The organism is Cellulomonas sp. NEAU-ZC6, from assembly GCF_056844425.1.
Map to the genome: position 1 here is coordinate 254,148 of NZ_JBXFYH010000002.1, position 25,914 is coordinate 280,061.

Genomic DNA, 25,914 nt, shown 5'->3' on the forward strand with positions numbered 1-25,914 from the left:
CACGCTCAACACATCGACGGTGATCGATCTTTGGAGGAGCGATGGTGCAGGACATCCGTGAGCAGGTCCGGTCCCGGTACGCGCTGGCGGCGGTGCAGGGCAGCGGTGACGCCGGCTGCTGCGGCGGTGGCGACTGCGGGCCGCAGGACCTGGTGATCGACGAGCGGTTCGGGGCGACGCTGTACGGCGCCGAGGACGCGGCATCGGTGCCGGCGGAGGCCCTGGCTGCCTCGCTCGGCTGCGGCAACCCGCTGATGGTGGCGGAGCTGCGCGAGGGCGAGCGCGTCCTCGACCTCGGGTCGGGCGGCGGGATCGACGTGCTGCTGTCCGCACGCCGCGTCGGTGCCACGGGCTTCGCCTACGGCGTCGACATGACCGACGAGATGCTCGACCTGGCCCGTGCCAACGCCGCGAAGGCGGGCGCGACCAACGTCGAGTTCCGCCGGGGCACGATCGAGGACCTGCCGCTCGGGGACGCCACGGTGGACGTGGTGATCTCCAACTGCGTGGTCAACCTGTCCCCGGACAAGCCCGCGGTGCTGGCCGAGGCGTTCCGGGTGCTGGTGCCCGGGGGTCGCGTGGGCATCTCCGACGTCGTCGCGGAGGACCACCTGACGCCCGAGGAGCGCGCCGGGCGCGGCTCGTACGTCGGGTGCATCGCCGGCGCGCTGTCCCGCACCGAGTACCTGGACGGCCTGGCGGCGGCGGGCTTCGTCGACGCCCAGGTCGAGTTCACGCACCCCGTCGCCGACGGGATGCACGGCGCGGTCGTCCGCGCCCGCAAGCCCGCACCCGAGGAGGCGTGATGGACCCCGAGGTCTACCTGACGATCCACCGGCAGGACGAGCGCGAGCTCGTGCGGCAGCTCGAGCTGCGCCGCGCCGCGCAGGACTGCCCGGGCTGCGTCGTGCGCGCCCGCCGGTTCGTGGAGCGGATGGCCGAGCGAGTGCGCTCCCGTGCGGCCGGGGTGGTGCCCGCGACGCCGGCCTGCTGCCCCGCCTGACCGGCGTCGCGCGAGGGGTCGCACCCGTGGGTGCGGCCCCTCGTCGTCGGAGCGCTCAGGCGGTGACGGGCTCCACGCCGAGCTCGGCCAGCAGCGTCAGGACGCGCCCGCGGATCTCGTCGCGGATCGGGCGCACGGACGCGATGCCCTGGCCGGCCGGGTCCTCCAGGGCCCAGTCCTCGTACCGCTTGCCGGGGAAGATCGGGCAGACGTCGCCGCAGCCCATGGTGATGACCACGTCGGAGGCCTGCACGGCGTCGGTGGTGAGCACTTTCGGGCGCTCGGTGCGGATGTCGATGCCCTCCTCGAGCATCGCCTCGACGGCGACCGGGTTGATCTGCTCGGCGGGCATCGAGCCGGCGGACCGGACCTCGACCGCACCGCCGGACAGGTGGCGCAGGTAGCCGGCGGCCATCTGAGAGCGGCCTGCGTTGTGCACGCAGACGAACAGGGCGGAGGGCTGGGTGGTCTCGCTCATCGGGGTCTCCTCAGGGAGTCAGGCGGGAACGTGGAGGTCGGGCAGCAGATCGGCGAGCAGGGTGCGCACGCGGCGGTCGATCTCGTCGCGGATGGCACGCACACCGGTCTCGGAGGCGAGGGCAGGGTCGCCGACGACCCAGTCCTCGTAGCGCTTGCCCGGCAGGATCGGGCAGGTGTCGCCGCAGCCCATGGTGATGACGACGTCGGCCGCGCGGACGGCGTCGTCGGTCAGCGGCTTGGGGAACGCCTCGGCGTCCGCGTCGAGCTCGGCCAGCAGCGGCTGCACCCCGGGGTGGACCTCGCCGGCGGGCGCGGAACCGGCCGAGCGGACGACGACGGCGTCGCCGGCGTAGTGGTGCAGCAGCGCGGCGGCGAGCTGGGAGCGGCCGGCGTTGGCGACGCAGACGAACAGCACCTGCGGGCGGTGGGCGGCGGCTGCCGTGATCGCCCGCTCGGCATCGGTCAGGCGCTGCCGGGCGAACCGCTCGGTGTTCACCACGAGGTGCGAGCGGACCGCCGACGACCGGGCCAGTCCGGTGTAGGACTCGCGGACGACCGTCAGCACGGCCGCGGGGTCGCGGTCGGGGAACGCGGCGACCAGCTGGTCCGCGATCCGGGCCAACGCGGTCTCGGCGTCGGTCAGCCCGGTGAGCGGGGACAGGTGCGCCGCCTCGGCCGCCACGGGTGCGAACGTGTCCAGCAGCGTCGTGACGGCGCCGCGCAGCGCGGGCTGCACGCGGTAGTACACCCAGGTGCCGCGCCGCTCCGAGGTGAGCAGGCCGACGTCCTTGAGCAGCTTGAGGTGGTGCGACACGGTGGGCTGCGACACCTCGGCGACCGTGGCCAGGTCGCAGACGCAGGCCTCGCCGGTCGGGGAGGTCGCGATGAGGGACAGCATCCGCAGGCGCAGCGGGTCGCCGAGCGCCTTGAGGGTGCCGGCCACCTGGGTCGCGGCATCCAGGCCCATCGCGTGGTCGGCGGGCGAGGGCTGCGGTGCGCAGCCCTCGCCGACCACGGCGGTGGCGGGTGTCGTGGTGGTCATGAGCGGACCTCCTGCGGTGCGACGGCGGAGACGGGACGAGCGGTGCCGGTGAACCAGCGTCGGCCGACCCACAGGCTGACGTAGACCAGGCCGACCAGGACCGGGACCTCGATGAGCGGGCCGACGACGCCGGCCAGCGCCTGACCGGAGGTCGCGCCGAACGTGCCGATCGCCACGGCGATCGCGAGCTCGAAGTTGTTGCCCGCCGCGGTGAACGCCAGCGTGGTCGAGCGTGCGTACCCGAGCCCCAGGCCCCGGCCGGTCAGCATGCCGACGCCCCACATCACGGCGAAGTACACGAGCAGCGGCAGGGCGATCCGCGCCACGTCGAGCGGGCGCGAGGTGACGGCGTCGCCCTGCAGGGCGAAGAGGAGCACGATGGTGAACAGCAACCCGTACAGCGCCCAGGGGCCGATGCGCGGGACGAACCGCTCCTCGTACCAGTCGCGGCCGCGGGAGCGCTCGCCGATCCACCGCGACGCGAACCCGGCGGCGAGCGGGACGCCGAGGAACACCAGGACGTTGACCGCGATCTGCCCGATCGACACGTCGAGCCCGGCGGAGTCGAGGCCCAGCCAGCCGGGCAGCACGGTCAGGTAGAACCAGCCGAGCAGCGAGAACGCCACGACCTGGAACACCGAGTTGATCGCGACCAGGACGGCGGCAGCCTCGCGGTCACCGCACGCCAGGTCGTTCCAGATCACGACCATCGCGATGCACCGGGCCAGCCCGACGATGATCAGCCCGGTCCGGTACTCCGGCAGGTCCGGCAGGGACACCCAGGCGAGCGCGAACATCAGCGCGGGCCCGAGGACCCAGTTCAGCGCGAGGGAGCTCGCCAGGAGCCGCTTGTCACCCGTCACGGCAGCGACGCGGTCGTAGCGGACCCTGGCCAGCACCGGGTACATCATCACGAGCAGGCCGACGGCGATCGGCAACGAGATGCCGCCGACCTCCAGCTCGGCCAACGCGCCGCCCAGCGCGGGCACGAGCCGGCCCAGCGCGAGGCCCGCGACCATGGCCAGACCGATCCAGACAGGCAGCCACCGGTCGAGCGCCGACAGCCGCCCCCGCGTCGCCGTCAGGTCGGGCAGCACCTGCGTGCTCACAGGACCACCGCCGCGGCGCCCGTGTCGGCGCTCCGAGCGGCGAGCGCGTCGACCAGGCGTGATCGCCTGGATGCAGCGGACGGCACTTGATTCGACATGTGTCTATGTTGACATACGTCGATGCCGCAGCGCTACGCGCAGGGGCGCATCACTCCCGGACGAGCACGTCCGCCTCGACGCGCCCTCCGTCCCGACGTCGCGTACCGTGTCGGCTGGTGTGCCGGGAAGTCTGGTCGGCGTCCTCGTCGGCGACCCTTCCGCGAGGGCCTCAGCCGCCTGGGAGAACCCATGACGACCGCACACCCCCACGCCCCCGCGCCCTCGGCACTGCGCCGCTGGGCGTCCCGCGAGACGACCGGCGGAGCGCTGCTCATCGCCGCGGCCGTGCTCGCCCTGGTCTGGGCGAACTCGCCGTGGCGCGCCGCGTACGACACCGTGTCGCACACCGTCCTCGGGCCCGCGGCGCTGCACCTGGACCTCGACGTCGCGCACTGGGCGGCCGACGGTCTGCTCGCCGTCTTCTTCTTCACGGTCGGGCTCGAGCTCAAGCGCGAGATCGTCGTCGGCTCGCTGCGCGACCCGCGCCGCGCCGCGGTGCCGGTGATCGCGGCGGTCGGCGGCATGCTCGTGCCCGCCGCGCTCTACACCGCCGTCGTCGTCGCCGCCGGCGACGACGCGGCGCGTGGCGGCTGGGCGATCCCCACCGCCACCGACATCGCGTTCGCCCTCGCCGTCCTGGCCATCTTCGGCCGCGGGCTGCCGGTGGCCATCCGGACGTTCCTGCTCACCCTGGCCGTCGTCGACGACCTGCTCGCGATCGTGGTGATCGCCGTGTTCTACACCGACACCGTGTCCGTCGGAGCGCTCGGCCTCGCGCTCGTGGTGATCGCCGCGTTCGCCGCGCTCGCGCGGTCGGCGCACGTGCACCCCTGGCTGCTGGCACCGCTCGCGCTGCTCGCGTGGGGGCTGATGCACGCCTCGGGGGTGCACGCCACCATCGCGGGGGTGCTGCTCGGCCTGGTGGTGCCGGCCCGCCCGGTGCACGGCGAGGTGGACGACCGCGCGCACCGGTACGAGCAGGCCGTGCGGCCCTGGTCGGCCGTCGTCGCGCTGCCGCTGTTCGCCTTCTTCTCCGCCGGCGTGACGCTGATCCCGGACGGGGACGGCGGATCGCCGCTGGCCCAGGCGGTCGTGCCGGCGGTCGTCCTCGGCCTGGTGGTCGGCAAGGTGACGGGCATCCTCGGTGCGGTCGCCCTGGCGACGCGGTCGTCCCGGCTGCGCCTGCCCGACGGCATCGGGCTGCGGGACCTCCTGCCGGTCGGCCTGCTGGCCGGCATCGGCTTCACCGTGTCGCTGCTGATCGTCGAGCTGTCGTTCGACGACGAGACGACGACGTCGGGCGCGAAGATCGCAGTGCTCGCCGGGACCGTCGTCTCGGCCGCGGCGGCCGCGGTGCTCCTGCGGTGGGACAGCCGGAAGGCGCGGTCGGCCGACATGAACGAGGACGGCGTCCCCGACAGCCCCCAGCCCACCGTCGGGGACGTCGCGGACCGGACCTGACCTCGGCCCGGCGCGCGTCGAGGTCCGCCCCGCCGCGCCCGCGCCGGTGCGCCCCGACGGCCACGCGCCCCCGTCGGGCGGGCCGGTACTCATCCCGACGGTGTGAGGACGTCCAACGCGCCGTCCCCGGATGCTGGTGCCCGGGGCACGGCACGCGGTCGACGGTGCCGGGCTGCCCGGACGGACGACACCGACGGCAGGGGGAGCAGCATGTGCACGGGGATCCGGTTCTCGGACGGCGACGGCCACCTGTACCTGGCCCGCAACCTCGACTGGACGAGCGGCTACGGGGAGCGGGTGGTGGTGACCCCCACGGGGTACGCGCCCCGGTCCCCGTTCGGGGCGATCCCGAGCATCCGCCACGCCACCATCGGCATGGGCATCGTCGAGGACGACACCCCGCTGTACTTCGACTGCGGGAACGACGTCGGCCTCGCCGTGGCGGGACTCAACTTCCCCGGGTACGCGGAGTACGCGGCGGCGCCCGTCGACGGCGCGACCAACGTCGCCGCCTTCGAGCTCCCGCTCTGGGTGTGCTCCCAGTTCGGCAGCGTCGACGAGGTCGAGGCCGCCCTGGCGGAGGTCGCGGTCGTCGACCGGCCGATCGACGAGAGGTACCCGAGCTCGTTGCTGCACTGGATCGTCGCCGACGCGACCCGCGCGATCGTCCTCGAGCACACGCACGACGGCCTGCACGTGGTCGACGACGACGTCGACGTGCTGGCGAACCAGCCGGGTTTCTCCTGGCACCACGAGAACCTGCGCAACTACCTCAACACGTCGCCCGAGTTCCCCGGGGAGACGGTGCTCGGCAGGGCTCGGCTCGCGCCCTTCGGCTCGGGATCGCACATGCGCGGGATCCCCGGTGACTACTCCTCGCCCTCGCGGTTCGTCCGCGCGGCCTACGTGAACGCGCACTACCCGACCCAGGCGGGCGAGGCCGACAACGTGAGCCGCGCCTTCCACACGCTGCAGCAGGTGGCGATGGTCGACGGCTGCGCCGCGATGGCCTCGGGCGAGTTCGAGAAGACGCTCTACACCGGGCTCTTCTCGTCCGCGACGTCGACGTACTACTGGAACACGTACGACGACCCGGCGGTCCGCGGCGTCGCGCTCGCGGACCACCAGCCAGGCGGGACCGAGCTCGTCGTCGCGGAGCCCGGGTGACCTGACGGGCCGGTCCCGGCGGACGGCTGCCGCCTCGCGCTGGGCCGTGCCGGCGCGGGGTCGCCCGGTCGGGCGAGGGATGCCCTGGCGGAACACCTTCTAGGCGGGACTCCCGCGTGCCGGACGGCGGGCGTTGCATGGGGGATCACCGGGGTGTGGCGACCCGCCCCCCGGGCCTCCGACCCCCGAAGGACACCTGCCCCCATGACTCAGCAGCTCACCGGAACCACGGCCGTCGTCACCGGAGCGAGCAGCGGGATCGGTGCCGCCACCGCCCGCGAGCTCGCCGCCCTCGGCGCGACCGTCGCGGTCGTGGCCCGCCGCCAGGACCGCCTCGAGGCCCTCGTCGCCGACATCGAGCGGGCCGGCGGCGCGGCGCTCGCGGTGGTCGCCGACATCTCCGACCGCGGCCAGGCGCAGGCCGCCGTCCAGCAGGTCGTGGACCGCACGGGCCGCCTGGACGTCCTTGTCAACAACGCGGGCCTGATGCTGCTCGGCCCGGTCGTCGGCGCGGACGTGGACGAGTGGGAGCGGATGATCGCGATCAACCAGAAGGGCCTGCTCTACATGACGGACGCGGCCCTGCCGCACCTGCTGTCCGCGGCCCAGGACGAGCTGCGCGGCGTCGCGGACATCGTGAACATCTCCTCCATCGCGGGACGCCAGGCCTGGGCGAACTTCGCCGTCTACAACATGACCAAGTTCGGCGTGAACGGCTTCTCCGAGGCCCTGCGCCAGGAGGTCACGAAGAAGCAGGTCCGCGTCGGGGTCCTCGAGCCCGGCGCCGTGGCCACCGAGCTGGTGTCGCACAACAACGACCAGGTCCGCGCCGACCTGGCCGCCTCCGACGCCGAGAACATCCCGGTGCCCCTGCAGCCCGAGGACATCGCGGAGAGCATCGCCTACATGGTGACCCGGCACCCGCGCTCGTCCGTCGCCGAGCTGTGGGCCATGCCCACCTCCCAGGCCTGACGGGGGCGCTCCGTCACGCCTGCCGGTCGCCGACTCTCCCGTCGGCCACGCGGCGGCCCAGCAGTCGCAGGCCCTCGTCCGCGTCGGACCCGGCCTCGGCGCTGAACACGACGAGCGTCAGCCCGGGATCGGCCGGCAGCTCCAGGACCTCGAAGTCCAGGACCATCTCACCGACCACCGGGTGCCGGACGTGCTTGCTGCCGGTCTGGTGCAGGCGGACGTCGTGCGCGTGCCAGCGCTCGCGGAACTCCGGGCTGCGGGCGGCCAGGTCGCGGGTCAGCCGCAGGAGCGCCCGGTCCTCGGGTGCGCGCCCGGCCTCGGTGCGCAGGGTGGCGACGGCGTCGTCGGCCGCGCGGTCCCAGTCCACCCAGAAGGTGCGGGCGGCCGGGTCCAGGAACGTGAACCGCGCGTGGTTCGCCGGCCTGTCGGCCGTCGCGAGCACCGGGGCGAACAGCGCCTCGCCGAGGGGGTTCATGGCGATCGAGTCCAAGCAGGTGCTGGTCACGATGGCCGGGACGTCGGTCATCAGGTCGAGGATACGGCGGACGTTCGGCCGGATCTCGCGGGCCGGGGCGCGCGGCGGGCGGCGGGCCGACGGGTCCGCGGCGCGGGCCAGGTCGCCGAGGTGCGCGCGCTCCGCCTCGTCCAGCTGCAGCGCGCGGGCGATGGCGTCCAGGACGCCGTCCGACACGCCGCCGAGGTTGCCGCGCTCGAGGCGGGAGTAGTACTCGACGCTGACCCCGGCCAGCCCGGCGACCTCGCCGCGACGCAGGCCGGGCACGCGCCGGTGGGTGCCGTAGGCGGTGAGACCCGCCTGCTCGGGGGTGACCCGCGCGCGGCGCGACATGAGGAACTCGCGGACCTCCGCGCTGCTGTTCACCGTCCGACGGTACGTCGCGGTGGCGCGCCCGGGGACTCCGTGGCAGGGCACCCCACATCCGCGGCCGGAGACCCGGGGGAGGTGACGTGCACGCCACCTCCCCGGACCGCCGATCAGGCGTAGACGTCCAGCAGCGCGGTCGAGGACAGCGCCGGGAGCGACGCGGCGGGCGCGGCCGCGGGAGCGGCGGACGCCGGGGACGGGGTCGGGGCGGGGTGCGCGGCGTAGCCGGCGGAGCCCACGGAGCACACGGACATGACTGCCTCCAGGTGAGTCGGGCCGCCGGTCGATCCGGCGGCGCACCGACCCGTTCGACCGGTCGCGCCGGCACCGGAGCCGAACCGGGGTGCCCTGCGAGTACACCCCGGCTCAGTGCGACCGCTCGCGCTCCCGGCGCAGGTCGTCGGGCAGGACCGGCTGGCGGGACCGCGGCAGGCCGTCACGCACCAGCAGGTACGAGTCGCGGACCAGCTCCGCCACGAGCGAGGGGATGAGGTCCCGCTCGCCGTGCAGGGTGATCCAGTGCCGCTTGTTCATGTGGTAGCCCTGCGTGATGCCCTGGTGCTGCTGGCGCAGTGCCTGGCCGTCCTCCGGGTCGCACTTGACGATCGCGACGGGCTCGCCCGGCACCTCGGTGACGAGCAGGAAGACCTTCCCGCTCACCTTGAGGACCTCCCACTCGGGCCCGAAGGGGTGCTCGTGCGTCACGCCGGGGAGGTCGGTCGCCGTCCGGACGGCGAGCTCCTGGAGCGCGGTCCCGTCCATGTCCCTGCCTCCTGCTCGGTGGTGCGTGCGACCGGTAGCGATCGAACCACCGGCTCACCAGGTCCGCGACCACGGTGGGCGCGCCCGTCCGCCGGTCCTTTGACAACTGAACTGAGCGGACTCAGAATTGAGTGAACTCGGGAACCCGCGTGGCCGCCTCACGTAAGGGTGTGGCACGGCCGCTCGGGGCCCGTCCGCCTCACGAAGGAGCACCACCCGCATGCGCGCACTCGGGATCACCGGCTACCGGCAGCCGCTGACGCAGATCGACGTGCCCGAGCCGGTCGTCGGCCCGCACGACGTGCTGGTCGACGTCGAGGCCACCGGGCTGAACCACCTGGACGAGAAGATGCGCGCCGGTGAGTTCACGGCGATCCTCCCGGTCGCGATGCCCCTGGTCCTCGGGTACGACGTCGCCGGGACCGTGCTCGAGGTCGGTCCCCGGGTGCGCGGCTTCGCCCCCGGCGACCGGGTCTACGGCCGCCCCGCCGCGGGCGGCACGTTCACGGAGCGGGTCGCGGTCCCCGAGGGCGAGCTCGCGCACGTCCCGGCGTCGCTGACCACCGCGCAGGCCGGCGGGCTGCCCCTCGTCGCGCTGACCGCCTGGCAGGCGCTGGTCGAGCGCGGACACCTGCAGCCGGGCCAGAAGGTCCTGGTCCACGCCGGCGGCGGTGCGGTCGGGTCGCTGGCGATCCAGCTCGCGAAGCACCTCGGCGCGCACGTGGCCACCACCGCGAGCGGTGCGGGTGCCGATCTCGCGCGCGAGCTCGGCGCGGACGTGGTGGTCGACTACCGGACCCAGGACTTCGCGGCCGAGCTGTCGGGCTACGACCTCGTCCTGGACAGCCTGGGCGGGGAGAACCTCATGAAGTCGTTGCGGGTGCTGCGCCCCGGCGGCAGGGCCGTCGGCATCGCCGGGCCGCCCGAGCCGGCGTTCGCCCGGCAGGCCGGGCTCAACCCCGGCGTGCGGCTGGCGGTCGCCGCGCTGAGCAGCAAGGTCCGCCGGCAGGCGAAGAAGCGGGGGGTGACCTACGAGTTCCTGTTCATGCACGCCTCCGGGGACCAGCTGCGCCAGGTCTCCGCGCTCATCGACGACGGCGTCGTGCGGCCGCTGCCCGTGGAGACCTTCCCCGTCGCCCAGGCGCCCGAGGCGCTGGCGGGCCTCGCCGCGGGCCGCGTCCGCGGCAAGCTCGTCCTCACCCGCGGGTGACGGCCCCGCACCGCGGGCGGCAGGCGTCCTGCCGTCCGCGGTGCAGCGAGTCCTCAGGAGGCGGCGCGCACCAGCTGGGGGTAGACGACCTCCAGCGGGGCGCTGAGCCCGGCCTTGGCCTGGACCGACGTCGCGTCCGCGAGCACCTCGTACTGGTCCGCCTCCACCGCGTCGAGCACGGCGGCGACGAGGTCGGCGGGGTCCGTCTTCGGTCCGTCGGCGTGCGCGGCCATGGCGGTGTCCACCCAGCCGACGTGCACGCCGACGACGTGCACGTCCGCGGGGGCGAGCTCCAGCCGCAGCGAGTTCGTCGCCGACCACAGCGCCGCCTTCGTGGCGCTGTAGATGCCGGCGCCCGCGTACCAGCTCAGGGCGGAGTGCATGTCGACGATCGCCGCGTCCTCCGCCTCGACGAGCAGTGGCGCGAAGGCGCGCGCCAGGAGCAGCGGGCCCACGAAGTTGGTCTCGACGCTGGCGCGGATCTCCTCGTCGGTGTGCTCGAGGATGCTCGCGCTGGGCACCGAGACGCCGGCGTTGTTGACCAGCACCGTCACGTCGGGCGCCGCCTCGACGACGGCCCGGATCGACGCGGGGTCCGTGACGTCGAGCGCGAGGGGCACGACGCGCTCGTCGTCCCAGGCGCGCGGGGTGCGGGCGGTGGCGTAGACCGTGGCGGCGCCGCGCGCGAGGGCCTGGTGGACGAACTGGGTGCCGATGCCGCCGTTCGCGCCGGTGACGAGGACGACTGCGCCGTCGAGGGTGGGCATGGTGGTGCTCCTTCGGTCCGAGGACCGCGACCAGGCGGTCGCGGAAGGCCGGGTGGGCCCGTGGAACAATGGACGCGGCCGATCTGAGGCCACCCGGATGTGACTCTGCTCGAAACCGAGTCCACTCACTTTCTATTCCCGGAGGCAGCACGCATGGCAGGCGCCCCCACGACGACCGGCCGGCGCGAGCGCAGCAAGCAGCTGAAGCTCGAGCGGATCACCGCGGCCGCGCGGGAGCTGTTCGCGGAGCACGGCGTCGACGAGGTCACGACGCAGCAGGTCGCCGAGCGCGCCGACATCGGTGCCGGCACGCTGTTCCTCTACGCGCGGAGCAAGGGCGAGCTGCTGCTGCTGGCGCAGAACGCCGCCTACGCCGACGCGCTGGCCCGCGGGACGCAGGCCGCCGCGGACGCCCCCGACGTCCTGGAAGCGGTCCTCGCGATCGTCCGGCCCGTCGTCGAGTGCAACCGGAGCCAGGTCGAGAACGGCCGGACCTACCTGCGCGAGATGGTGTTCGGTGACCCGGAGGAGCCGCACCACCGCGAGGCGCTCGCCATCGTGGAGCGGACCGAGCAGGCGGTCGCCGCGGTCCTGAGCCGCGACGGGGACGTCCCGGCGGAGGACGCGGCGACCTTGGCGCACGTGGTCTCCGCGGTGATGCTCCTGGCGATGGCCACGGCCGGGGACGCCGGGACGGGCGTCGACGAGATCGTGGCCGGGATCCGCCGCCAGGTCGCCGCGCTGCTGCACCGCGCGCCCTGACCGCGGGCCGGTCAGGACACGGTGCCGGCCGCCTCCTGCGCGGCGAACGTCGCCCACACGTGCTTGGTCGTCGCGGTCGCGTACCAGCCGACCTCCTGGGAGAGGCGCCGGGCGATCCGGAGCCCGAACCCGCCCTCGCCGAGCGGTCGCCCGCCGACGACCTGCGGCTGGCTCGACAGGTCGTGGTCGGCGACGTCGAGCAGGAAGTCGTTCCCGTCGGTGCTCAGCCGCACGAACGTCGGCGGCAGGCCGTGGGTGAGGGCGTTCGTCGCCAGCTCGGACGCCACCAGGATCATCCGCTCCGGCACGCCCGCCAGGGCCTCCGACGGCAGGGGCGTGTGCGACGTGATCGCGGCGAGCAGCTCGCGACGGACGGCGGCGAGCTCGAGCGTGTCGTGCAGGACCCACTCCCGCACGAAGCGGAACCGCTCCGGCGGTCTGCTCGACTCCAGGCCCTCGTCGCGTCCGGGCGCGTCCGTCACGTCTACCTCCATCAAGTCCGTGGGAAGGCGACCAGCCTCGCCCGGAAGCGGTCCGTCGGCCAGCGGAGGAGGCCGTGCGCCCGGGCACGGGGTGTCCCATACTCGAACCGATGGTTGATGACCGAGATGCTGCGCCGGCGGACGACGCGCCGACCGGGCGCGTGTGGATCGACGAGCAGGATCCCCGGGTGCTCCGGCTGGCGGGCGAGGTCGACCAGCCGGTCGTGCGGCGCGCGCGCGAGCGCATCACGGACCACGACCTGGGGCTGGTCGACGTGGTCGACCTGGCCGAGGTGACGTTCGTGGACTCGTCGCTCATCTCCCTGGTCGCGAACCTGACGCTCGGGCGGCGGCCCGACGCCGAGCCGCTCACGCTCCGGCGGGTGCCGGAGCTCGCGCGCTTCGTCATGGACGTCTCCGGGCTGACCTCCGCGGTGAAGATCCTCGACTGAGGCACGAGGCCGGAGGGGTTGCTGCGTGCTTGCATGATCGCGTAACTACGCACATGATGTCGCCGTGCTCGCTGCTCTGACCGACCCCACCTACCGTCGGCTGCTCACCGCTCAGCTGATCTCCCTCGCCGGCACCGGCCTGGCGACGGTCGCGCTGGGTCTGCTCGCGTACGACCTGGCCGGGCCGGGCGCGGGCCTGGTGCTCGGGACGGTGTTCGCGATCAAGATGCTCGCGTACGTGGCGGTGGCCCCGGTCGCGGCGGCCCTGGTGCACGCCGCGCCGCCGCGGGTGGTGCTGGTCGTCGCCGACGTCGTCCGCGTCGTCGTCGTCCTCGGCCTGCCGTGGGTCTCGGCCGTCTGGCAGGTGTACGTCCTGGTGCTGGTGATGCAGGCCGCCTCGGCCGTGCACACCCCGGCGTACCAGGCGGTGCTGCCGCGCGTGCTGCCGGACGAGCGCCGCTACACCCAGGCGCTCTCGCTGTCCCGGCTCGCCGAGGACCTCGAGATGGTGCTGTCGCCGCTGCTCGCCGCGGCGCTGCTGCTGCTCGTGCCGAGCTCGGACCTGTTCGTCGGCACCGCGATCGGGTTCGCCGCCTCGGCGCTGCTGGTGTCCCGGCTGCACCTGGGCGCGGCTCGGGCCGAGCGCGAGCCGCAGACCTTCGCCGTCCGGGCGCGGCGCGGCGTCGAGCTCATGGCCCGGACCCCGGCGCTGCGCGCGGTGCTGGCCCTCAACCTGGCGGTCGCGGCCGGCGGCGCGTACGTGCTGGTGCAGTACGTGCTGATCGCCCGGGAGGTGTACGAGCGCGGCGACGGCACGGCCGCGGTGCTGATGGCGGCGCTCGGCGCGGGGTCGATCACGGTGGCCGTGCTGCTCCCGCGCGCGCTGGAGTCGCTGCCCGAGCGCGCGCTGATGCTCGGCGGCGCAGGCCTGCTCACCGTGGCGACGGCGGGCGTGGCGGCGGCGCTCACCGTGCCGGGGACCGCCGGGCTGGTCCTGGTGGGGCTGCTCTTCGCGCTGGTCGGCGCGGGGTGGGCGGCCGCGGAGACGCCGGTCGGGCGGATCATCACGCGCTCGACGGCCGAGCGGGACCGGCCCGCGGTGTTCGCCGCGCAGTTCTCCCTCTCGCACGCCTGCTGGCTGGTGACCTACCCGCTCGCCGGGTGGCTCGGCTGGCTCGGGCTCGGACCGGCGGCGGTGCTGCTGGCGGGGGTGTCCGCCGCGGCGACCGTCGCGACCGCGGTGCTGTGGCCGCGCGAGGCACCGCGGCCGGCGGTCGACGTGGCAGGCTGATCCCGTGACCGCGCAGCACTCGCCGGCGCCCGTCCGGGCGGACGCCGACCTCGACACCGCCGTCGAGGTCCTGCGCCTGCTCGCGGACCGGACCCGGCTCGCGGTCCTGGACCTCCTGCACGACCGCGAGCTCTCGGTGGGGGCGATCGCCGAGCTGCTCGGCCGGCCCGTGCCGGCGGTCTCGCAGCACCTGGCCAAGCTGCGGTCGGGGCGGCTGGTGCACACGCGGCGCGACGGCGTGACCGTCTACTACCGGCACGCCAACGAACACGTCGACGCCCTGGTGCGCAACGTCCTGCAGCAGGCGGAGCACCTCGGCTACGACCACCCGCCGCACCACCGCTAGCGCGCGCGGCGACGGCTAGCCGAGGAGCGGCAGCGCCGGCCGCGGCCGGCGCACGCAGCGGAAGCCGATGTGGCTGGTGCCGGTGTCCACCATCTGCGGGCGGCGCGCGGCGGGGCGGTACCGCCGGCAGTAGCTGTCCGCGCACAGGAACGACCCGCCCTTGATCACCTTGCGCGGCACGGGGAACTGCGGCTGCGCGGGGTCGAGGCTGGCCGCGGCGTCGGGGCCGCGCGGGTTGGCGGGGACGCAGCAGTCGTCGGCCGCGTCCTGCTCGTGGTGCTGCGCGTACCAGTCCGACGTCCACTCCCAGACGTTGCCCGCCATGTCGTGCAGGCCGTACGGGTTGGCGGGGAAGCTGCCGACGGGTGCGGTGCGGCCGTACCCCGGGTCGGCGCGCCACGGGAAGTCGCCGTGCCAGAAGTTCGCGAGCCGCGCCCCGGGTCGCTCGGGCTCGCCGCCCCAGGTGTAGGGCTCCCCGGGCAGCCCGCCGCGCGCCGCCGCCTCCCACTCCGCCTCGGTCGGTAGCGACCGGCCGGCCCACGCGGCGTACGCCTCGGCGTCCTCGAGGGCGACGTGCACGACCGGGTGGTCGGCGCGCCCGGCCAGCGACGACCCCGGGCCCTCCGGGTGGCGCCAGGACGCGCCGGGGGTCCACGCCCACCACTGGCTGAGGTGCCGCAGGTCGACCGGCCCGGGCGTGCCCGTGAACACGAGCGACCCCGGCTGCAGGTTCGCCGCGGGTGCCCCCGGGTACTCCGCCGGGTCGAGCGGGCGCTCCGCCACGGTCACGTAGCCGGTGTCCCGGACGAAGGCCGCGTACCGGCGGTTGGTCACCTGGTGGGTCTCGATCGCGAAGGCGTCCAGCCGGACGCGGTGCGTCGGCGCCTCCTCCGGGTAGTGGACGTCCGAGCCCATGACGAAGACCTGCGCCGGCACCGGGCGCAGCCCGGCGAGCCCGACGTCGTCGACGACCGCGCTCACCGGGCGGCGCCGTCCGCGAGCACCGTCGTCCAGTCGTCCCGCATGCTCACCACGACCCAGCCGCGGGCCGCGGCGGCGGCCAGGGCGTCCTCGGCGCCCGCGACGTACTCGAACTCGCGCTCGTCGTCGTCGTGCAGGACCAGCAGCCGCAGCGCCGGGCCGGACCCGGTCCCCGAGAAGGTGAGCATGGGCAGGTCCCCGTTGGAGTTGCCCACCGACAGGATCGGGCGGCGGCCGATCCGGCTCCAGATCCGCACGGGCTTCTCGGGGCCGTCGTCGAAGAAGTCCATCGCGCTCTTGTAGAGCAGCTCGTCCTGGTCCGCACCGGGGCGGTAGGTGAGCCCGAGGGCGCTGCCGATCACCCGCTCGGGCGGCACCCCGTACAGGTCGCCGGCGACCGGGCGCATGAAGTCGCGGTCGCCGCCGGACGCGATGTAGACGGTGAAGCCGTGGGCCTCCAGGCACCGCAGCAGGTCGACCATCGGCGCGTAGACGCAGTCCCGGTAGGGGATGCCCAGGGTCGGGTGCCGCGCCTCGGCGAAGAACGCCCGCACCCGCGTGTCGTACTCCTCGACGGTGACGTCCGCGAACGCCTCGGTGACCGCCGCCATCAGCAGCCGCAGGTCGCCGTCGTCGCCGTGGTAGTGCTTCACCATGGCGGCGCCCATCCAGTGCAGGTCCTGGGAGTAGGCGGCCTGCCAGGGCTGCCGCTCGCGCAGCCCCGGGTCGGCCGCGGCCATCTCCGCGAGCCGCCGGACCGTGAAGTCCAGCTGGATCGGCATCGGCTTCTCGCACCAGAGCGTGCCGTCGTTGTCCAGCACCGCCACCCGGGCGGCGGGCGGCACGTGGTCCGGCCCCTCCTCCCGGGTGACGCGGTCCACGAAGTCGAGGACCGCGGTGCGCGCCGCCCCGTCCCGCCAGGTCGCCAGCCGCTCGTCGGCCACGCCCGCCGCCTCAGTCGCGCGCGAGCGCCGCGTGCAGCCGCGCCACGGCCTGGTCGATGGTGAACGTCGCGGCCTCCTGCCGGGGCGGGAAGTCGAGGAACGTCTGCAGGAACTCCGTGGTGATCGCGGTGCCGTACAGCGCGACGAAGTCCCGGTCGATGAACCAGTCCCAGTAGGTGTTGGAGGTGACGTCGGCGCGCTCGAACGGGTCGGTGCGCAGGTTGAACAGCTTCGGCACCCGCAGCGGGGTGAACGGCTCCGACCAGATGCCCATCGTCCCGGCGAGGCGCTGCTCCATGAACACGACCTTCCAGTTGAAGAACCGGATGCCGAGCACGTCGCAGTCGTCCGAGAAGTAGATCAGCCCCTTGCGCGGGCTCTCGTCGACCTCGCCCGTGAGGTACGGCAGCAGGTCCCACCCGTCGATGTGGACGCGGAACGTCTTGCTCCCGGCGACGTGTCCCGCCTTGAGCTTCTCGACGACGTCCGGCTCGCCGGCCGCGGACAGGAACGTCGGCAGCCAGTCGTGGTGCTGCACGATCTCGTTCGACACGACGCCCGCGGGGATGTGCCCCGGCCAGCGGATCACCTCCGGGACGCGGAACGCGCCCTCCCAGTTGGTGTTCTTCTCGCTGCGGAACGGGGTGGTCGCACCGTCCGGCCAGGTGTTGGCGTGCGGGCCGTTGTCGGTGCTGTAGACGACGATCGTGTCCTCCGCGATCCCCAGCTCGTCCAGCGCGTCGAGCAGCAGCCCCACGTGACCGTCGTGGTCGATCATCGTGTCGTGGTACGCCGACTGCCACCGCCCTGCCTGCCCGCGGCTCTCCGGCTTGGTGTGCGTGCGCAGGTGCATGTGCGTGGTGTTCATCCACACGAAGAACGGCGTGCCCGCCTCGTGCTGGCGGCGGATGAAGTCGATCGCGGCGGCGGTCGTGTCGTCGTCGATGGTCTCCATCCGCTTGCGGGTCAGCGGCCCGGTGTCCTCGATGCGCTGCTTGCCGACGACGCCGAACTTCGGGTCGACGGTGGGGTCGTGCTGGTCCGTCGCCCACGACCGCAGCACGCCGCGCGGCTGGTAGATCGCGTGCAGCACCGGGTTGTCCTCGGCGCGGGGGAAGTCCTCCTGCTCCGGGTCCTCCTCGGCGTTCAGGTGGTAGAGGTTCCCGTAGAACTCGTCGAAGCCGTGCACGGTCGGCAGGTACGCGTTGTGGTCGCCCAGGTGGTTCTTGCCGAACTGCCCCGTGGCGTAGCCGAGCGGCTTGAGCAGCTCGGCGATCGTCGGGTCCTCGGCGGCCAGCCCGATGTCCGCGCCCGGGATGCCGACCTTGCTCATCCCGGTGCGGTACACCGACTGGCCGGTGATGAACGCCGCGCGGCCGGCGGTGCAGCTCTGCTCGCCGTAGGAGTCGGTGAACCGCATGCCCTCGTCGGCGATCCGGTCGATGTTCGGGGTGCGGTACCCCATCAAGCCGTCGCTGTAGCAGCTGAGGTTCGTGATCCCGATGTCGTCGCCCCAGATGACCAGGATGTTCGGCTTCCCGTCCGGCATGTCCGTCCCCTGTCCGATGGCCGGCCACGACCGCGCCGTGGCGTACCGGGCCAGTGTCGACGGCGGCGCGGCGCGATTCCCTCACCCGGTGCAGGTGATCGGACGCGGCCCGTCGGGGCGGCCTCGTCACGCCGGGTAGGGTCGGAGCACGCCTCCGGCACGCGCACCGTCCGGCGGACCGCCGCCCGCGGCGCCCCGCCTCGCCTCGCAGAACGGTCGCCCATGACGCTCACCACCTTCCTCCTGGCACGGATCGCCGAGGACGAGCGCGCGGCCGAGCGCGCGCTGTCCGACGACGTGGCCGGCACCCGCCGGGGTGTCCCGGCGCCGGACGGCGCCCCGTACCTCGCGGACCCCGCCGACCCGGCGCGCGTGCTGATCGAGTGCCGCGTGAAGCGTCAGGTCGTGGTCCTCGCCGACGAGGCCACCGGGCTCGACCAGACGGTGGACATGGAGCGGGAGGCCGAGTCCCGGCTCGACAGCGGCATCCACTACGTCGGCGACCGCATCCTGCGCGCGATGGCGTCGGTGTACGCGGGCCACCCGGACTTCGACCCGGTGTGGCGGGGGTGAGCCGGATCGTCCCCCCCGGGGCCGGACCGAACGCCGACCGAGCGGCGTAAAGTGGGAGGCAGCCCGGTGTCCAGGGCCTCTTCGTGAGGTGACGACCCGGATCCAGCATCGGAGGGCGTCATGCCCGTCCAGCACGCATCCCCTGCCCCACGTCGCGGCCACGAGCCGCAGCCGGGCCGCGCCCGCGGCTCCGGCACCCGGACCAGCGCGGCGTGGTCCGGCATCTGCGTCGGCGTCCTCCTGCTGATCGCGCTCGTGGTGTTCATGCTGCAGAACACCGGCCCGGTCGCGGTCTCGTTCCTCGGCATGAGCGGGACGGCGCCCCTGGCGCTCGCGCTGCTGATCTCCGGCCTCGCCGTCGGGCTGGTCGTCCTGATGGCCGGCGCCCTGCGCATCGGGCAGCTCCGGCGCCGGGTGAGCAGCGGCGCGACGGAGGTGCGCTCATGAGCGCGCCGGCCTCCCGCGGCGACGTCGTCGACGCCGGCGCGCAGCAGCTGCGGCTGACGTCGGTGCTGTCCGGCGGGCTGCCCGCCACGCTGGGCACGCCCGGCGCGCCCACGCTCTACACGGTGCCCGCCGTGTTCTCGCGCCAGGTGAGCGCGGCGGAGCGGCTCGCGATCCAGTCGCCGGAGACCGTCCGGCGGCTGACCGCCGCCGGGTACCCGCGGGTCACGCTGAACGTGGCCGACCGGCGGCTGCTCATCGGCAGCACCAACCTGGACCAGCTCCGCGACGGCCTGGCGCACGAGCTCGCGGAGCTGCTGCGCGACATCGACCGCACCCTCGCCGAGCAGCGCGACCAGCGGGACGCGGACGCGCTCGCCGCGCGGTCCACGGAGGCCGACCGGGCCGCCGACGTCCAGGACCGCGTCGACGAGATCCGGTTCGCGTGACACCCGGTGGCGGCGCGGGGCGGGGTGGCACGCGGGGGCCGGAGGACGGCGGCGACCTGCACACGATGCTGCGGGCGTGGGCCCGCGGCCTCTTCCCCCTCGAGGCGGCGACCGAGCTGCTGATCCGCGCGGGCTTCGCGCGCGCGCAGGACCCGTGGGTCCGTCGCGGGGCCGCCGGCACGAGCGGGTCCGACGCGGTGTGGATCGACTTCGCGGCCGTGTCGGCGTTCGTGGAGCCGGTGTCCACCGGCGACCGGCGGCTGCTGCTGTTCGCCGCCTCGCTGTCCGGCGTCGACGGCGCCCCGGCGGTCCGGCTCGGGGAGCTCATGTCGGTCGAGCCGCGGCGGCTCGCGCTCCTGGTCGCCGCGCTCGCGCACGCCGGGGGACGCCACGACGTGTGGTGGACCGCCCCCGCCACGACCTCCTGACGGCCGTCAGACGGCGGCGATCCCGTCGCCGAGCATCTTCGCGCCGATCACCAGCAGCAGCACCGCCATGATCGCCGCGTTGTTCCGCACCATCCAGGTCTTCAGGTCGTCCAGCAGCGCCGCCGCCCGCGGCCCGGTCGCCAGGTAGACCACCAGCGGGGCGGCGACACCGAGCGACGCGACCACGACGAACACCGCGAGCGCGACGGCCCGGCTGCCCGCGTCCGGCGTCGCCGCGGCGATGGAGGTGGCACCGGACACCACGAGCAGCAGGTTCTTCGGGTTGACGACGCCCAGCAGCACGGCGAGCCCGAACGCCCTGACCGGGGTGAAGGTGTCGATCGCGTGCATCCACCCCGGCGTCGGCGGGACGGCGTCGCCGCGGGGACGGCCGCGCCAGCTCCGCACCGCCAGCGCGAGCAGCAGGACGCCGAGGACCACCTTGAGGACGGCCACCCACGTGGGGGTGTCCGGGTCGTCCCCGGTCGCCGCCCCCGTCACCAGGACGACGACCGTGCCCAGCGCCGCGATGCCGAGGACCCAGCCGAGCAGGAAGCCGGCCGCGTTCGAGCGCGCCCGCGGCGTGACGAGCATCAGCACGACGGCGACGATCGGCATCGGGCTGATCAGCACCCCCACCGCGACGGGCAGGGACTGGCCGATCGCCGCACCCACGGCCGGGTCTCTCGGCTGCGCGGTCGCCTCAGACGTTCTCGTCGAACGCGTCGCGGAGCTTCTGCTCCTCCTGCTCGGACAGGTTGGTGTGGATGAGCTCGCCGTGGATGCCCTGCTCCTTGAGCGCGCCGATGACGCGGTCGGTGACCGCGCCGGAGGACAGCACGAAGAGCGCGGAGGTGCCCGGTGTGACCTTGCTGCGGACGGCGTCGATGAAGTCGTCGTCGATGCCCACGTCGGCGAGCGACCCGCCGAGAGCGCCCGCGGCCGCGCCCACCGCGGCACCGAGCAGCGGGACGAAGAACAGCAGGCCGAACAGCATGCCCCAGAAGGTGCCGCCCAGGGCCCCCGCGGCGGTGAGGTTGTTCGACTGGCGGGTCTTCGGCTTCTTGCGGCTGGGCTCCCAGGACACCGTGGCGGCGTCGTGCACCTGGATGAGCTCCTGCTTCTGCAGGGCGAGCAGGGCCTGCTCGGCCCGGTCCGCGCCCTCGGGGGTCTCGAACTTCCACGCGCTGAGAGTGGCCACCGTCATCTCCTCGTCACTGGTCCGTCAGGTCAGGTCAGCGTCGCCGCCCGGAGCACCGCACCACCTCATCCGGACGAGGTGAGTCCCGTCGGCCGGGCCCGTTCCGGCCGCTGCCGCGCGTCAGGTCGCGGGCCGCCCGGCCTGCCGGGCCTGCAACCGCTTGCGCAGGAAGGCGAGCGGCAGCAGCCACGTGGCCAGGGCGGTCACCAGCCAGACCAGGACCACCGCGGCGATCCAGGTCGCGGCGCCACCCGTGATCTCGATCCCGCCGGTGAAGGCCGAGGCGATCAGCAGCGCGACGTAGGTCGAGACCAGCCCGACCCCGCCCAGGAACGCGCTGGCGTACCGCTTCGCGACCGTCGCGATGAACGGTGCCAGCACCGACTGCGCCACCGTGAAGACGACGACGGCGGCCAGGAACCCCGTGGCGGTCAGGTGGAACCCGTCCAGCACGAGCGACGTCACCCACAGCCCGAGCGCCGCGGACCCGAGGAAGATCGCGACCCGGATCAGGAAGATGATCATGCGCGGCGGCCTCCGTCGCTGTGCGGTGCGGCCACCTGCGGGTCGACGGGCATGGCTGCCTCCTGGGTCTGCGCCGGCCGCCCCGGCGCGGCGGCTGCTCCCAGCGTCACGACGTCGCCGCCGGCGGGCATCACCTGGGACGGATGAAGCCGGGGTGCGGACGTCACGGCGCGCGCAGGTGCGCCGCGATCGCGTCGTCGACGGAGTCGTAGCGCGGCAGCGGGCCGTCGTCGTCGGCGGCCGCCCGCAGGACGTCGCGGACCTGCCCGACGTCCTCGGCGAGGACGAGCCGCGCGCCGGACCGGTCCAGGTCCCGGCGCAGCAGCCCGAGCATCCCGGCGGCGGCGCTGTCGACGAACGGCACCGTCCGCGCGTCCAGCACCACGAGCCCGGCGTGCTGCTCCGCCGCCAGCGCCCGCACGACGGCGCGCACCGTCTCGGCGTTGGCGAAGAACAGGCCGGACTCGACCCGCACCACGAGGACGCCCGGCACGGAGCCGCCCGGGGCCTTGCCGCGGACCGTGCGCCGCTCGGCGTCCACCCACGTGCCGTGCTGGTCCATGACCAGGGTCGCGACGTGCGGTCGCGAGGCCCGGGCGAGCAGCAGCACGAGCGAGATCAGGACACCGACCACCAGCCCCGGGAGGGTGTCGAGCACCAGCACCCCGACCAGGGCGGCGAGCGCGGCGTACGCGTCGAACCGGGCGGCGTTGCCGTAGAGCCGGCGGCCCGACGCACCGGCCAGCGCCCACAGGCGCCGCAGCGCCCGGACGTCGACCAGCTCGACGACGGCGGCGATGACGACCGCCGCGAGCGTGGCCTCGGGCAGCTGCTCGAAGACCGGGGTCAGGAACAGCAGGGTCGCCAGGGTCAGCACCGCCGCCGTCATCCCGGACAGCTGGGTCCGGGCACCGGCGCCGCCGTTCACCGCGGTCTTGGACAGGCTGCCGTTCACCACCATCCCGGACGCCAGCCCCGAGCCGAGGTTCGCCAGGCCCATCCCGAGCAGCTCGCGGTTCGCGTCGACGTCGTAGCCGGCGCGGGCGGCGTAGGCCTTCGCCGCGCCGAGCGCCTCGGCGAAGCCCACGAGCATGACGCCCGCGGCGGGACCGACCAGGTCGCCGTAGGTGCTCAGGTCCACGTCCGGCAGACCGAGGGGCGGCAGCCCGGCGTCGATCGGGCCCACCACGGCCACCCCGCCCTCCGACAGGCCCAGGGTCAGCGCCGCCACGATCCCGAGCGCGACCACGACGAGCGAGCCGGGCACCCGCGCGGCGTACCGGCGCAGGAGCAGCAGGACCGTCAGGCAGGTCACGCCCAGGACGGCGGTCACGGGGTCGGTGTCGGGCAGCCGGCGGACCAGGTCCACCGTCTTCTCGACGAAGCTGCCCGCGCCCTTGGGCACGCCGAGCAGCGCCGGCACCTGGCCCACGATGATGACGAGCGCGAGGCCCACGATGAAGCCCTTGAGGACCGGCTCGGAGATGAACGAGGCCAGGAACCCCGCTCGTACCGCCCCGGCGACCACGCACAGCACGCCCGTGACCAGGGCCGTGGCCGTGGTCAGCGCCCAGAACGCGGCCGCGTCGCCGGGCCGGAACGCGGCGACGACGCCGGCGGACAGCGCCGCCGTCGCGGACATCGGTCCCACGACGAGGTGCCGGGAGCTGCCCGCGGCGGCGTACAGGAGCAGGGACGGGACCGCGGCGTACAGCCCGACCACCGGGGGGACGCCGGCGATCGTCGCGTAGGCGAGCGACTCCGGGACCAGGACGGCCCAGACGGTGAGCCCGGCGAGCAGGTCGGTCCCGAGCCAGGCGCGCCGGTAGCCCGACAGGGACGGGTAGAGCCAGCTGCGGGACACGGCGCTCCTCGGCCGACGGGGGTGCGAGGGCCAGACCACCCCACCGGGCCCGGCCCCGTCGTCACCCGGGCGGAATGAGCGGCTGCCGCAGCCCCGGCGTCAGACGATCTTGGGGAACGTCGCGAGCAGGACCACGCCGACGACGAACAGCGTCCCGGCGAGCGCGACGAGGGCGTGCCGGGGGAGCGGCCGCTGCGCCCGCTCGGACAGCGCGGTGAAGAACAGCACGAGCGCGAACAGCACCGTCAGCAGCGTGTAGTCGTCGCCGCGCTGGTTGTTGCGCAGCGCGGCCTCGAAGGAGGCGTCGGCGCGGGCGTCGGCCTCGGCGGCCTCGGTGGTGCCCGGTGGGCGGTACGAGTCCAGCGCGAACGGGCTCGGCGGCGCGTCGGGATCCTCCAGGGGACGGGCCGCGACCCACTCCTCGAAGGCCGGCCGGAACCGCTCGGCGAACCGCTGCTCGACGAAGGCCGCGAGCTCGTCGTCGTCCTGCGCCACCGCCTCCAGCCACACCGCGAAGGTCTGCAGGTCGTAGCCGCGCGCCGCCTCCGCGGTGGCGCTCCACCGCGTCGCCTCGATCCGCTGGGCGGACGCGCGGGAGAACGCGATGGACATCTCCCCGCCCCACTTGCTCGCCTCGAACCCGCTCCACGCGGTCAGGACGGCGGTCACGGTGAGGATCACGAGCGCGACGGCGTCGCGGACGCGCGACCGCCGCGCCTGCTCCTGCTCCGTGCCGGTCCGGTCCATCGCTCCTCCTCGCCGCGACCCGGCGCCGGGCGCCGCGCACTGCCGCGACCGTAGGGGCAGCCGTCCGCGGCGGGCGTCACCCCGGCGGGATGACCAGCGCCGGGGGCGCAGCCCTGGCGGTGCCGGTGCGGCGGGCCTAGGCTGCAGGCGCGGCTACGACTCCCGGGCGTGCGCGCTCGGGCCAGACTCCCTCTGTGCCTTCTGCGATCGCGACGTCGATCGTCCGGACGGGGTTTCGCGCATGGTGCAGGGGCAGATGTCCGTCCGCGAGATCACCGCGCCGGCGGTGCTGTCCTCGATCGCGACCCTGCGGCACTGGGCGGTCGACCACGGACGCGTCGCCGGCGCGACCCACGGGGCGCTGGCCGCGGTGGAGCTCACCGCGAGCGAGGTGGTGACGAACGCCGTCGTGCACACCCCGGCCACGGTCGACGTGACCATGCGGTTCAGCCTCGACGGGCCCGCGATGTACTTCGAGGTGCAGGACGACGAGCAGACCCTGCCGCGGGTCCGCGCCCGGGACGCCGGGACACCCGGCGGGCTCGGCCTGCACCTGGTCGAGGCGCTGTCCGACCGCTGGGGCTGCCGGCTGGGCGAGTCCGGCGGGAAGGTCGTCTGGTTCGCGATCGGTCTCGGCTGACCCGCGGGTCCGCCGGACCGGTCAGCACGGCGCCAGCCGGAAGACCGGCCACCCGATCTCGGTCCGCCAGGCCGCCGGGTCGGGGGTGTCCCGCGGCGCGACCCGGTAGATCTCGTGCACCGGACCGGCGACCTCCAGCGCGTTGGCCACGACCCAGGCGCCGAGCTCGCCGTAGGTGACGTCGATGTCGTCGTGCGGCCCCACGTGCGTCGTGACGGCGAGCTCCACGGCAGGGAGGGTGACCGGGCGGACCCGGCCGGCGCGCGGCGGCCGGTCGGTCGGGCGGTACACGAGGACGTGGCCACTGCCCTCCTCGAACAGCGCGTTGGAGTAGAGGCCGCCGGGGACGCCGGTCCGCTCGCCGACCAGGGCGTCCAGCTCGGCCATCGCGCCGGAGTACCAGGCGATCACGTCGTCGTACGCCACATCGTCCTCCACCGCGGCCACGGTGGTCGCCGGCACCGTCCGGAGCTCGACCGCCCGCGGCGCGGGGTCCGGCCGCAGCAGGCGGCGGAGCGACGCGACCGCGGTGCGCGTGCGGTCGAGCTCGGACTCCAGCCGCTGCAGGTGGTCGGCGACCAGGCCGGCGCGGTCGACGGGGTCGGGGGAGCGCAGGATGCGCCGCACGTCGGCCAGGGGGACGTCGAGCTCGCGCAGCCGGCGGACGACCTGCGCGGTGGGGATCTGGTCCGGGCTGTAGTAGCGGTACCCGGTCGCGTCGTCCACGGCGGCCGGCTCGAGCAGGCCCGCGTCGTGGTACCGGCGCAGCGTGCGCACGCTCAGGTGCGTCATCCGGGAGAACTCGCCGATGGCCAGCACGCCCGCCATGATGCACCCTCTCCCGGGGGGAGGGTCCAGTGCTGGACCCTCCCGCACCGGGAGGGCGCACGGTCGGGGCATGACCACAGCGACCAGCATCCGGCCCGACGAGCTGCCGGCCCCGATCCGCACCTACCTCGCCGCGCACGCGGCGTCCGACCCCGACGCGGCGCTGCCGGCGTTCACGCCGACCGCCGTGGTCGTCGACGACGGCACGACCTACCGCGGCACCGACGAGGTCCGGCGGTTCCTGGCGAAGGCCGGTGCCGAGTTCACGTACACGACCGAGCTGATCGGCGCGCAGCGCGTCGACGACGCGCACTGGGTCGCCACGCACCGCCTCGTCGGGGACTTCCCCGGGGGCGTCGTGGTGCTCGCGTACCGGTTCACGACGACCGGCGACCGCATCGCCGAGCTCGTCATCGCACCCTGACCCCGCACCACCCACCGAGAGGAACTGCC

The 25,914-nt window shown here is 74.4% G+C and carries 33 protein-coding genes; 16 read left to right on the top strand and 17 right to left on the bottom strand.

The genetic code is table 11. The annotated features are described in order from the left end of the window. The first annotated feature begins 41 nt into the window (after positions 1–41). On the top strand, positions 42–806 hold the full coding sequence (arsM, locus tag AC1050_RS11275) for an arsenite methyltransferase (protein WP_482387495.1): 765 nt from the start codon (positions 42–44) through the stop codon (positions 804–806). Continuing rightward, the gene (locus AC1050_RS11280; RefSeq protein ID WP_482387496.1) at positions 806–1,003 is read left to right on the top strand and encodes a hypothetical protein; all 198 of its coding nucleotides are present in this window, start codon (positions 806–808) and stop codon (positions 1,001–1,003) included. Before arsM ends, AC1050_RS11280 begins: the two co-directional genes overlap by 1 nt. A gap of 55 nt (positions 1,004–1,058) precedes the next feature. On the opposite strand, the gene AC1050_RS11285 is transcribed toward AC1050_RS11280, so the two are convergent. From AC1050_RS11285 to arsB, 3 genes are read right to left on the bottom strand one after another with little or no spacing between them, the layout of a single operon-like run. Continuing rightward, entirely contained in the window at positions 1,059–1,481 is a 423-nt protein-coding gene (locus AC1050_RS11285; protein ID WP_482387497.1) for an arsenate reductase ArsC, read from the bottom strand. Positions 1,482–1,499: 18 nt separating this feature from the next. Next, positions 1,500–2,525 (bottom strand): metalloregulator ArsR/SmtB family transcription factor, encoded by a 1,026-nt coding sequence (locus AC1050_RS11290; RefSeq protein ID WP_482387498.1) that lies wholly within the window; start codon positions 2,523–2,525, stop codon positions 1,500–1,502. Then, complete coding sequence (gene arsB / locus AC1050_RS11295) at positions 2,522–3,634, bottom strand: ACR3 family arsenite efflux transporter (RefSeq protein WP_482387499.1); 1,113 nt, start codon at positions 3,632–3,634, stop codon at positions 2,522–2,524. The genes AC1050_RS11290 and arsB overlap by 4 nt, the downstream gene beginning before the upstream one ends. A 288-nt stretch (positions 3,635–3,922) precedes the next feature. Here arsB and nhaA point away from each other — a divergent pair, with 288 nt between their 5' ends. The 3 genes from nhaA (at position 3,923) to AC1050_RS11310 (ending at position 7,333) form a co-directional block, all read left to right on the top strand. Beyond that, positions 3,923–5,194 (top strand): Na+/H+ antiporter NhaA, encoded by a 1,272-nt coding sequence (nhaA, locus tag AC1050_RS11300; RefSeq protein ID WP_482387500.1) that lies wholly within the window; start codon positions 3,923–3,925, stop codon positions 5,192–5,194. Positions 5,195–5,404: 210 nt separating this feature from the next. Beyond that, a complete protein-coding gene (gene bsh / locus AC1050_RS11305; protein WP_482387501.1) occupies positions 5,405–6,361 on the top strand; it encodes a choloylglycine hydrolase in 957 nt (318 codons plus the stop codon). A gap of 204 nt (positions 6,362–6,565) precedes the next feature. Beyond that, positions 6,566–7,333, top strand: a complete 768-nt coding sequence (locus AC1050_RS11310) for an SDR family NAD(P)-dependent oxidoreductase (protein ID WP_482387502.1) — start codon at positions 6,566–6,568, stop codon at positions 7,331–7,333. Positions 7,334–7,346: 13 nt separating this feature from the next. Here AC1050_RS11310 and AC1050_RS11315 read toward each other — a convergent pair whose 3' ends face one another. The 3 genes from AC1050_RS11315 to AC1050_RS11325 all read right to left on the bottom strand — a co-directional run bounded on the left by AC1050_RS11315 (position 7,347) and on the right by AC1050_RS11325 (position 8,978). Further along, on the bottom strand, positions 7,347–8,213 hold the full coding sequence (locus AC1050_RS11315) for a helix-turn-helix transcriptional regulator (protein ID WP_482387503.1): 867 nt from the start codon (positions 8,211–8,213) through the stop codon (positions 7,347–7,349). A gap of 113 nt (positions 8,214–8,326) precedes the next feature. Then, positions 8,327–8,470 (bottom strand): hypothetical protein, encoded by a 144-nt coding sequence (locus AC1050_RS11320; RefSeq protein ID WP_482387504.1) that lies wholly within the window; start codon positions 8,468–8,470, stop codon positions 8,327–8,329. 112 nt (positions 8,471–8,582) lie between these two features. After that, positions 8,583–8,978 carry an MmcQ/YjbR family DNA-binding protein gene (locus AC1050_RS11325; RefSeq protein WP_482387505.1) on the bottom strand — a complete coding sequence of 132 codons (396 nt, stop codon included), beginning with the start codon at positions 8,976–8,978 and terminating at the stop codon, positions 8,583–8,585. 220 nt (positions 8,979–9,198) lie between these two features. Between AC1050_RS11325 and AC1050_RS11330 the strand changes: the two genes are divergently transcribed. Continuing rightward, entirely contained in the window at positions 9,199–10,188 is a 990-nt protein-coding gene (locus AC1050_RS11330) for an NADP-dependent oxidoreductase (protein WP_482387506.1), read from the top strand. Positions 10,189–10,241: 53 nt separating this feature from the next. On the opposite strand, the gene AC1050_RS11335 is transcribed toward AC1050_RS11330, so the two are convergent. Continuing rightward, a complete protein-coding gene (locus tag AC1050_RS11335) occupies positions 10,242–10,955 on the bottom strand; it encodes an SDR family oxidoreductase (protein ID WP_482387507.1) in 714 nt (237 codons plus the stop codon). 153 nt (positions 10,956–11,108) lie between these two features. Between AC1050_RS11335 and AC1050_RS11340 the strand changes: the two genes are divergently transcribed. Beyond that, on the top strand, positions 11,109–11,717 hold the full coding sequence (locus tag AC1050_RS11340; RefSeq protein ID WP_482387508.1) for a TetR/AcrR family transcriptional regulator: 609 nt from the start codon (positions 11,109–11,111) through the stop codon (positions 11,715–11,717). Between the two features lie 11 nt (positions 11,718–11,728). Here the strand turns inward: AC1050_RS11340 and AC1050_RS11345 are convergent, their stop codons facing one another. Then, a complete protein-coding gene (locus tag AC1050_RS11345; protein WP_482387509.1) occupies positions 11,729–12,199 on the bottom strand; it encodes an ATP-binding protein in 471 nt (156 codons plus the stop codon). A 110-nt stretch (positions 12,200–12,309) separates the two neighbouring features. On the opposite strand from AC1050_RS11345, the gene AC1050_RS11350 reads away from it, so the two are divergent. The 3 genes from AC1050_RS11350 (at position 12,310) to AC1050_RS11360 (ending at position 14,288) form a co-directional block, all read left to right on the top strand. Then, complete coding sequence (locus AC1050_RS11350; RefSeq protein ID WP_482387510.1) at positions 12,310–12,651, top strand: STAS domain-containing protein; 342 nt, start codon at positions 12,310–12,312, stop codon at positions 12,649–12,651. A gap of 64 nt (positions 12,652–12,715) precedes the next feature. Beyond that, entirely contained in the window at positions 12,716–13,942 is a 1,227-nt protein-coding gene (locus AC1050_RS11355) for an MFS transporter (protein WP_482387511.1), read from the top strand. A 4-nt stretch (positions 13,943–13,946) separates the two neighbouring features. Next, positions 13,947–14,288, top strand: a complete 342-nt coding sequence (locus AC1050_RS11360; protein ID WP_482387512.1) for an ArsR/SmtB family transcription factor — start codon at positions 13,947–13,949, stop codon at positions 14,286–14,288. A 15-nt stretch (positions 14,289–14,303) separates the two neighbouring features. On the opposite strand, the gene AC1050_RS11365 is transcribed toward AC1050_RS11360, so the two are convergent. The 3 genes from AC1050_RS11365 to AC1050_RS11375 are packed head-to-tail and all read right to left on the bottom strand — an operon-like array spanning position 14,304 to position 17,762. Further along, positions 14,304–15,269, bottom strand: coding sequence for a formylglycine-generating enzyme family protein (locus AC1050_RS11365; protein ID WP_482387513.1), 966 nt, complete (start codon positions 15,267–15,269; stop codon positions 14,304–14,306). Continuing rightward, positions 15,266–16,213 carry an HAD family hydrolase gene (locus tag AC1050_RS11370; RefSeq protein WP_482387514.1) on the bottom strand — a complete coding sequence of 316 codons (948 nt, stop codon included), beginning with the start codon at positions 16,211–16,213 and terminating at the stop codon, positions 15,266–15,268. The genes AC1050_RS11365 and AC1050_RS11370 overlap by 4 nt, the downstream gene beginning before the upstream one ends. A gap of 10 nt (positions 16,214–16,223) precedes the next feature. Continuing rightward, entirely contained in the window at positions 16,224–17,762 is a 1,539-nt protein-coding gene (locus AC1050_RS11375; protein WP_482387515.1) for an arylsulfatase, read from the bottom strand. Positions 17,763–17,984: 222 nt separating this feature from the next. Here AC1050_RS11375 and AC1050_RS11380 point away from each other — a divergent pair, with 222 nt between their 5' ends. The 4 genes from AC1050_RS11380 to AC1050_RS11395 all read left to right on the top strand — a co-directional run bounded on the left by AC1050_RS11380 (position 17,985) and on the right by AC1050_RS11395 (position 19,656). Beyond that, the gene (locus AC1050_RS11380) at positions 17,985–18,335 is read left to right on the top strand and encodes a DUF6221 family protein (protein ID WP_482387516.1); all 351 of its coding nucleotides are present in this window, start codon (positions 17,985–17,987) and stop codon (positions 18,333–18,335) included. Positions 18,336–18,455: 120 nt separating this feature from the next. Next, positions 18,456–18,782, top strand: a complete 327-nt coding sequence (locus AC1050_RS11385) for a LapA family protein (protein ID WP_482387517.1) — start codon at positions 18,456–18,458, stop codon at positions 18,780–18,782. Then, on the top strand, positions 18,779–19,228 hold the full coding sequence (locus AC1050_RS11390) for a hypothetical protein (RefSeq protein WP_482387518.1): 450 nt from the start codon (positions 18,779–18,781) through the stop codon (positions 19,226–19,228). Before AC1050_RS11385 ends, AC1050_RS11390 begins: the two co-directional genes overlap by 4 nt. Then, entirely contained in the window at positions 19,225–19,656 is a 432-nt protein-coding gene (locus AC1050_RS11395) for a hypothetical protein (RefSeq protein ID WP_482387519.1), read from the top strand. Before AC1050_RS11390 ends, AC1050_RS11395 begins: the two co-directional genes overlap by 4 nt. A 6-nt stretch (positions 19,657–19,662) precedes the next feature. Here AC1050_RS11395 and AC1050_RS11400 read toward each other — a convergent pair whose 3' ends face one another. The 5 genes from AC1050_RS11400 to AC1050_RS11420 form a co-directional block, all read right to left on the bottom strand. After that, a complete protein-coding gene (locus AC1050_RS11400) occupies positions 19,663–20,331 on the bottom strand; it encodes a GAP family protein (protein ID WP_482387520.1) in 669 nt (222 codons plus the stop codon). Between the two features lie 28 nt (positions 20,332–20,359). Next, the gene (locus AC1050_RS11405) at positions 20,360–20,863 is read right to left on the bottom strand and encodes a DUF1269 domain-containing protein (protein ID WP_482387521.1); all 504 of its coding nucleotides are present in this window, start codon (positions 20,861–20,863) and stop codon (positions 20,360–20,362) included. Between the two features lie 114 nt (positions 20,864–20,977). Continuing rightward, a complete protein-coding gene (locus AC1050_RS11410) occupies positions 20,978–21,382 on the bottom strand; it encodes a hypothetical protein (RefSeq protein ID WP_482387522.1) in 405 nt (134 codons plus the stop codon). 163 nt (positions 21,383–21,545) lie between these two features. Then, entirely contained in the window at positions 21,546–23,246 is a 1,701-nt protein-coding gene (locus AC1050_RS11415) for a SulP family inorganic anion transporter (protein WP_482387523.1), read from the bottom strand. A gap of 99 nt (positions 23,247–23,345) precedes the next feature. Further along, positions 23,346–23,993 (bottom strand): hypothetical protein, encoded by a 648-nt coding sequence (locus tag AC1050_RS11420; protein ID WP_482387524.1) that lies wholly within the window; start codon positions 23,991–23,993, stop codon positions 23,346–23,348. Positions 23,994–24,234: 241 nt separating this feature from the next. Here AC1050_RS11420 and AC1050_RS11425 point away from each other — a divergent pair, with 241 nt between their 5' ends. Further along, on the top strand, positions 24,235–24,633 hold the full coding sequence (locus AC1050_RS11425; RefSeq protein ID WP_482387525.1) for an ATP-binding protein: 399 nt from the start codon (positions 24,235–24,237) through the stop codon (positions 24,631–24,633). 21 nt (positions 24,634–24,654) lie between these two features. Here the strand turns inward: AC1050_RS11425 and AC1050_RS11430 are convergent, their stop codons facing one another. Continuing rightward, positions 24,655–25,461, bottom strand: a complete 807-nt coding sequence (locus AC1050_RS11430) for a MerR family transcriptional regulator (protein ID WP_482387526.1) — start codon at positions 25,459–25,461, stop codon at positions 24,655–24,657. A gap of 70 nt (positions 25,462–25,531) precedes the next feature. Here AC1050_RS11430 and AC1050_RS11435 point away from each other — a divergent pair, with 70 nt between their 5' ends. After that, on the top strand, positions 25,532–25,885 hold the full coding sequence (locus tag AC1050_RS11435) for a nuclear transport factor 2 family protein (RefSeq protein ID WP_482387527.1): 354 nt from the start codon (positions 25,532–25,534) through the stop codon (positions 25,883–25,885). The last annotated feature ends 29 nt before the right edge of the window (positions 25,886–25,914 follow it).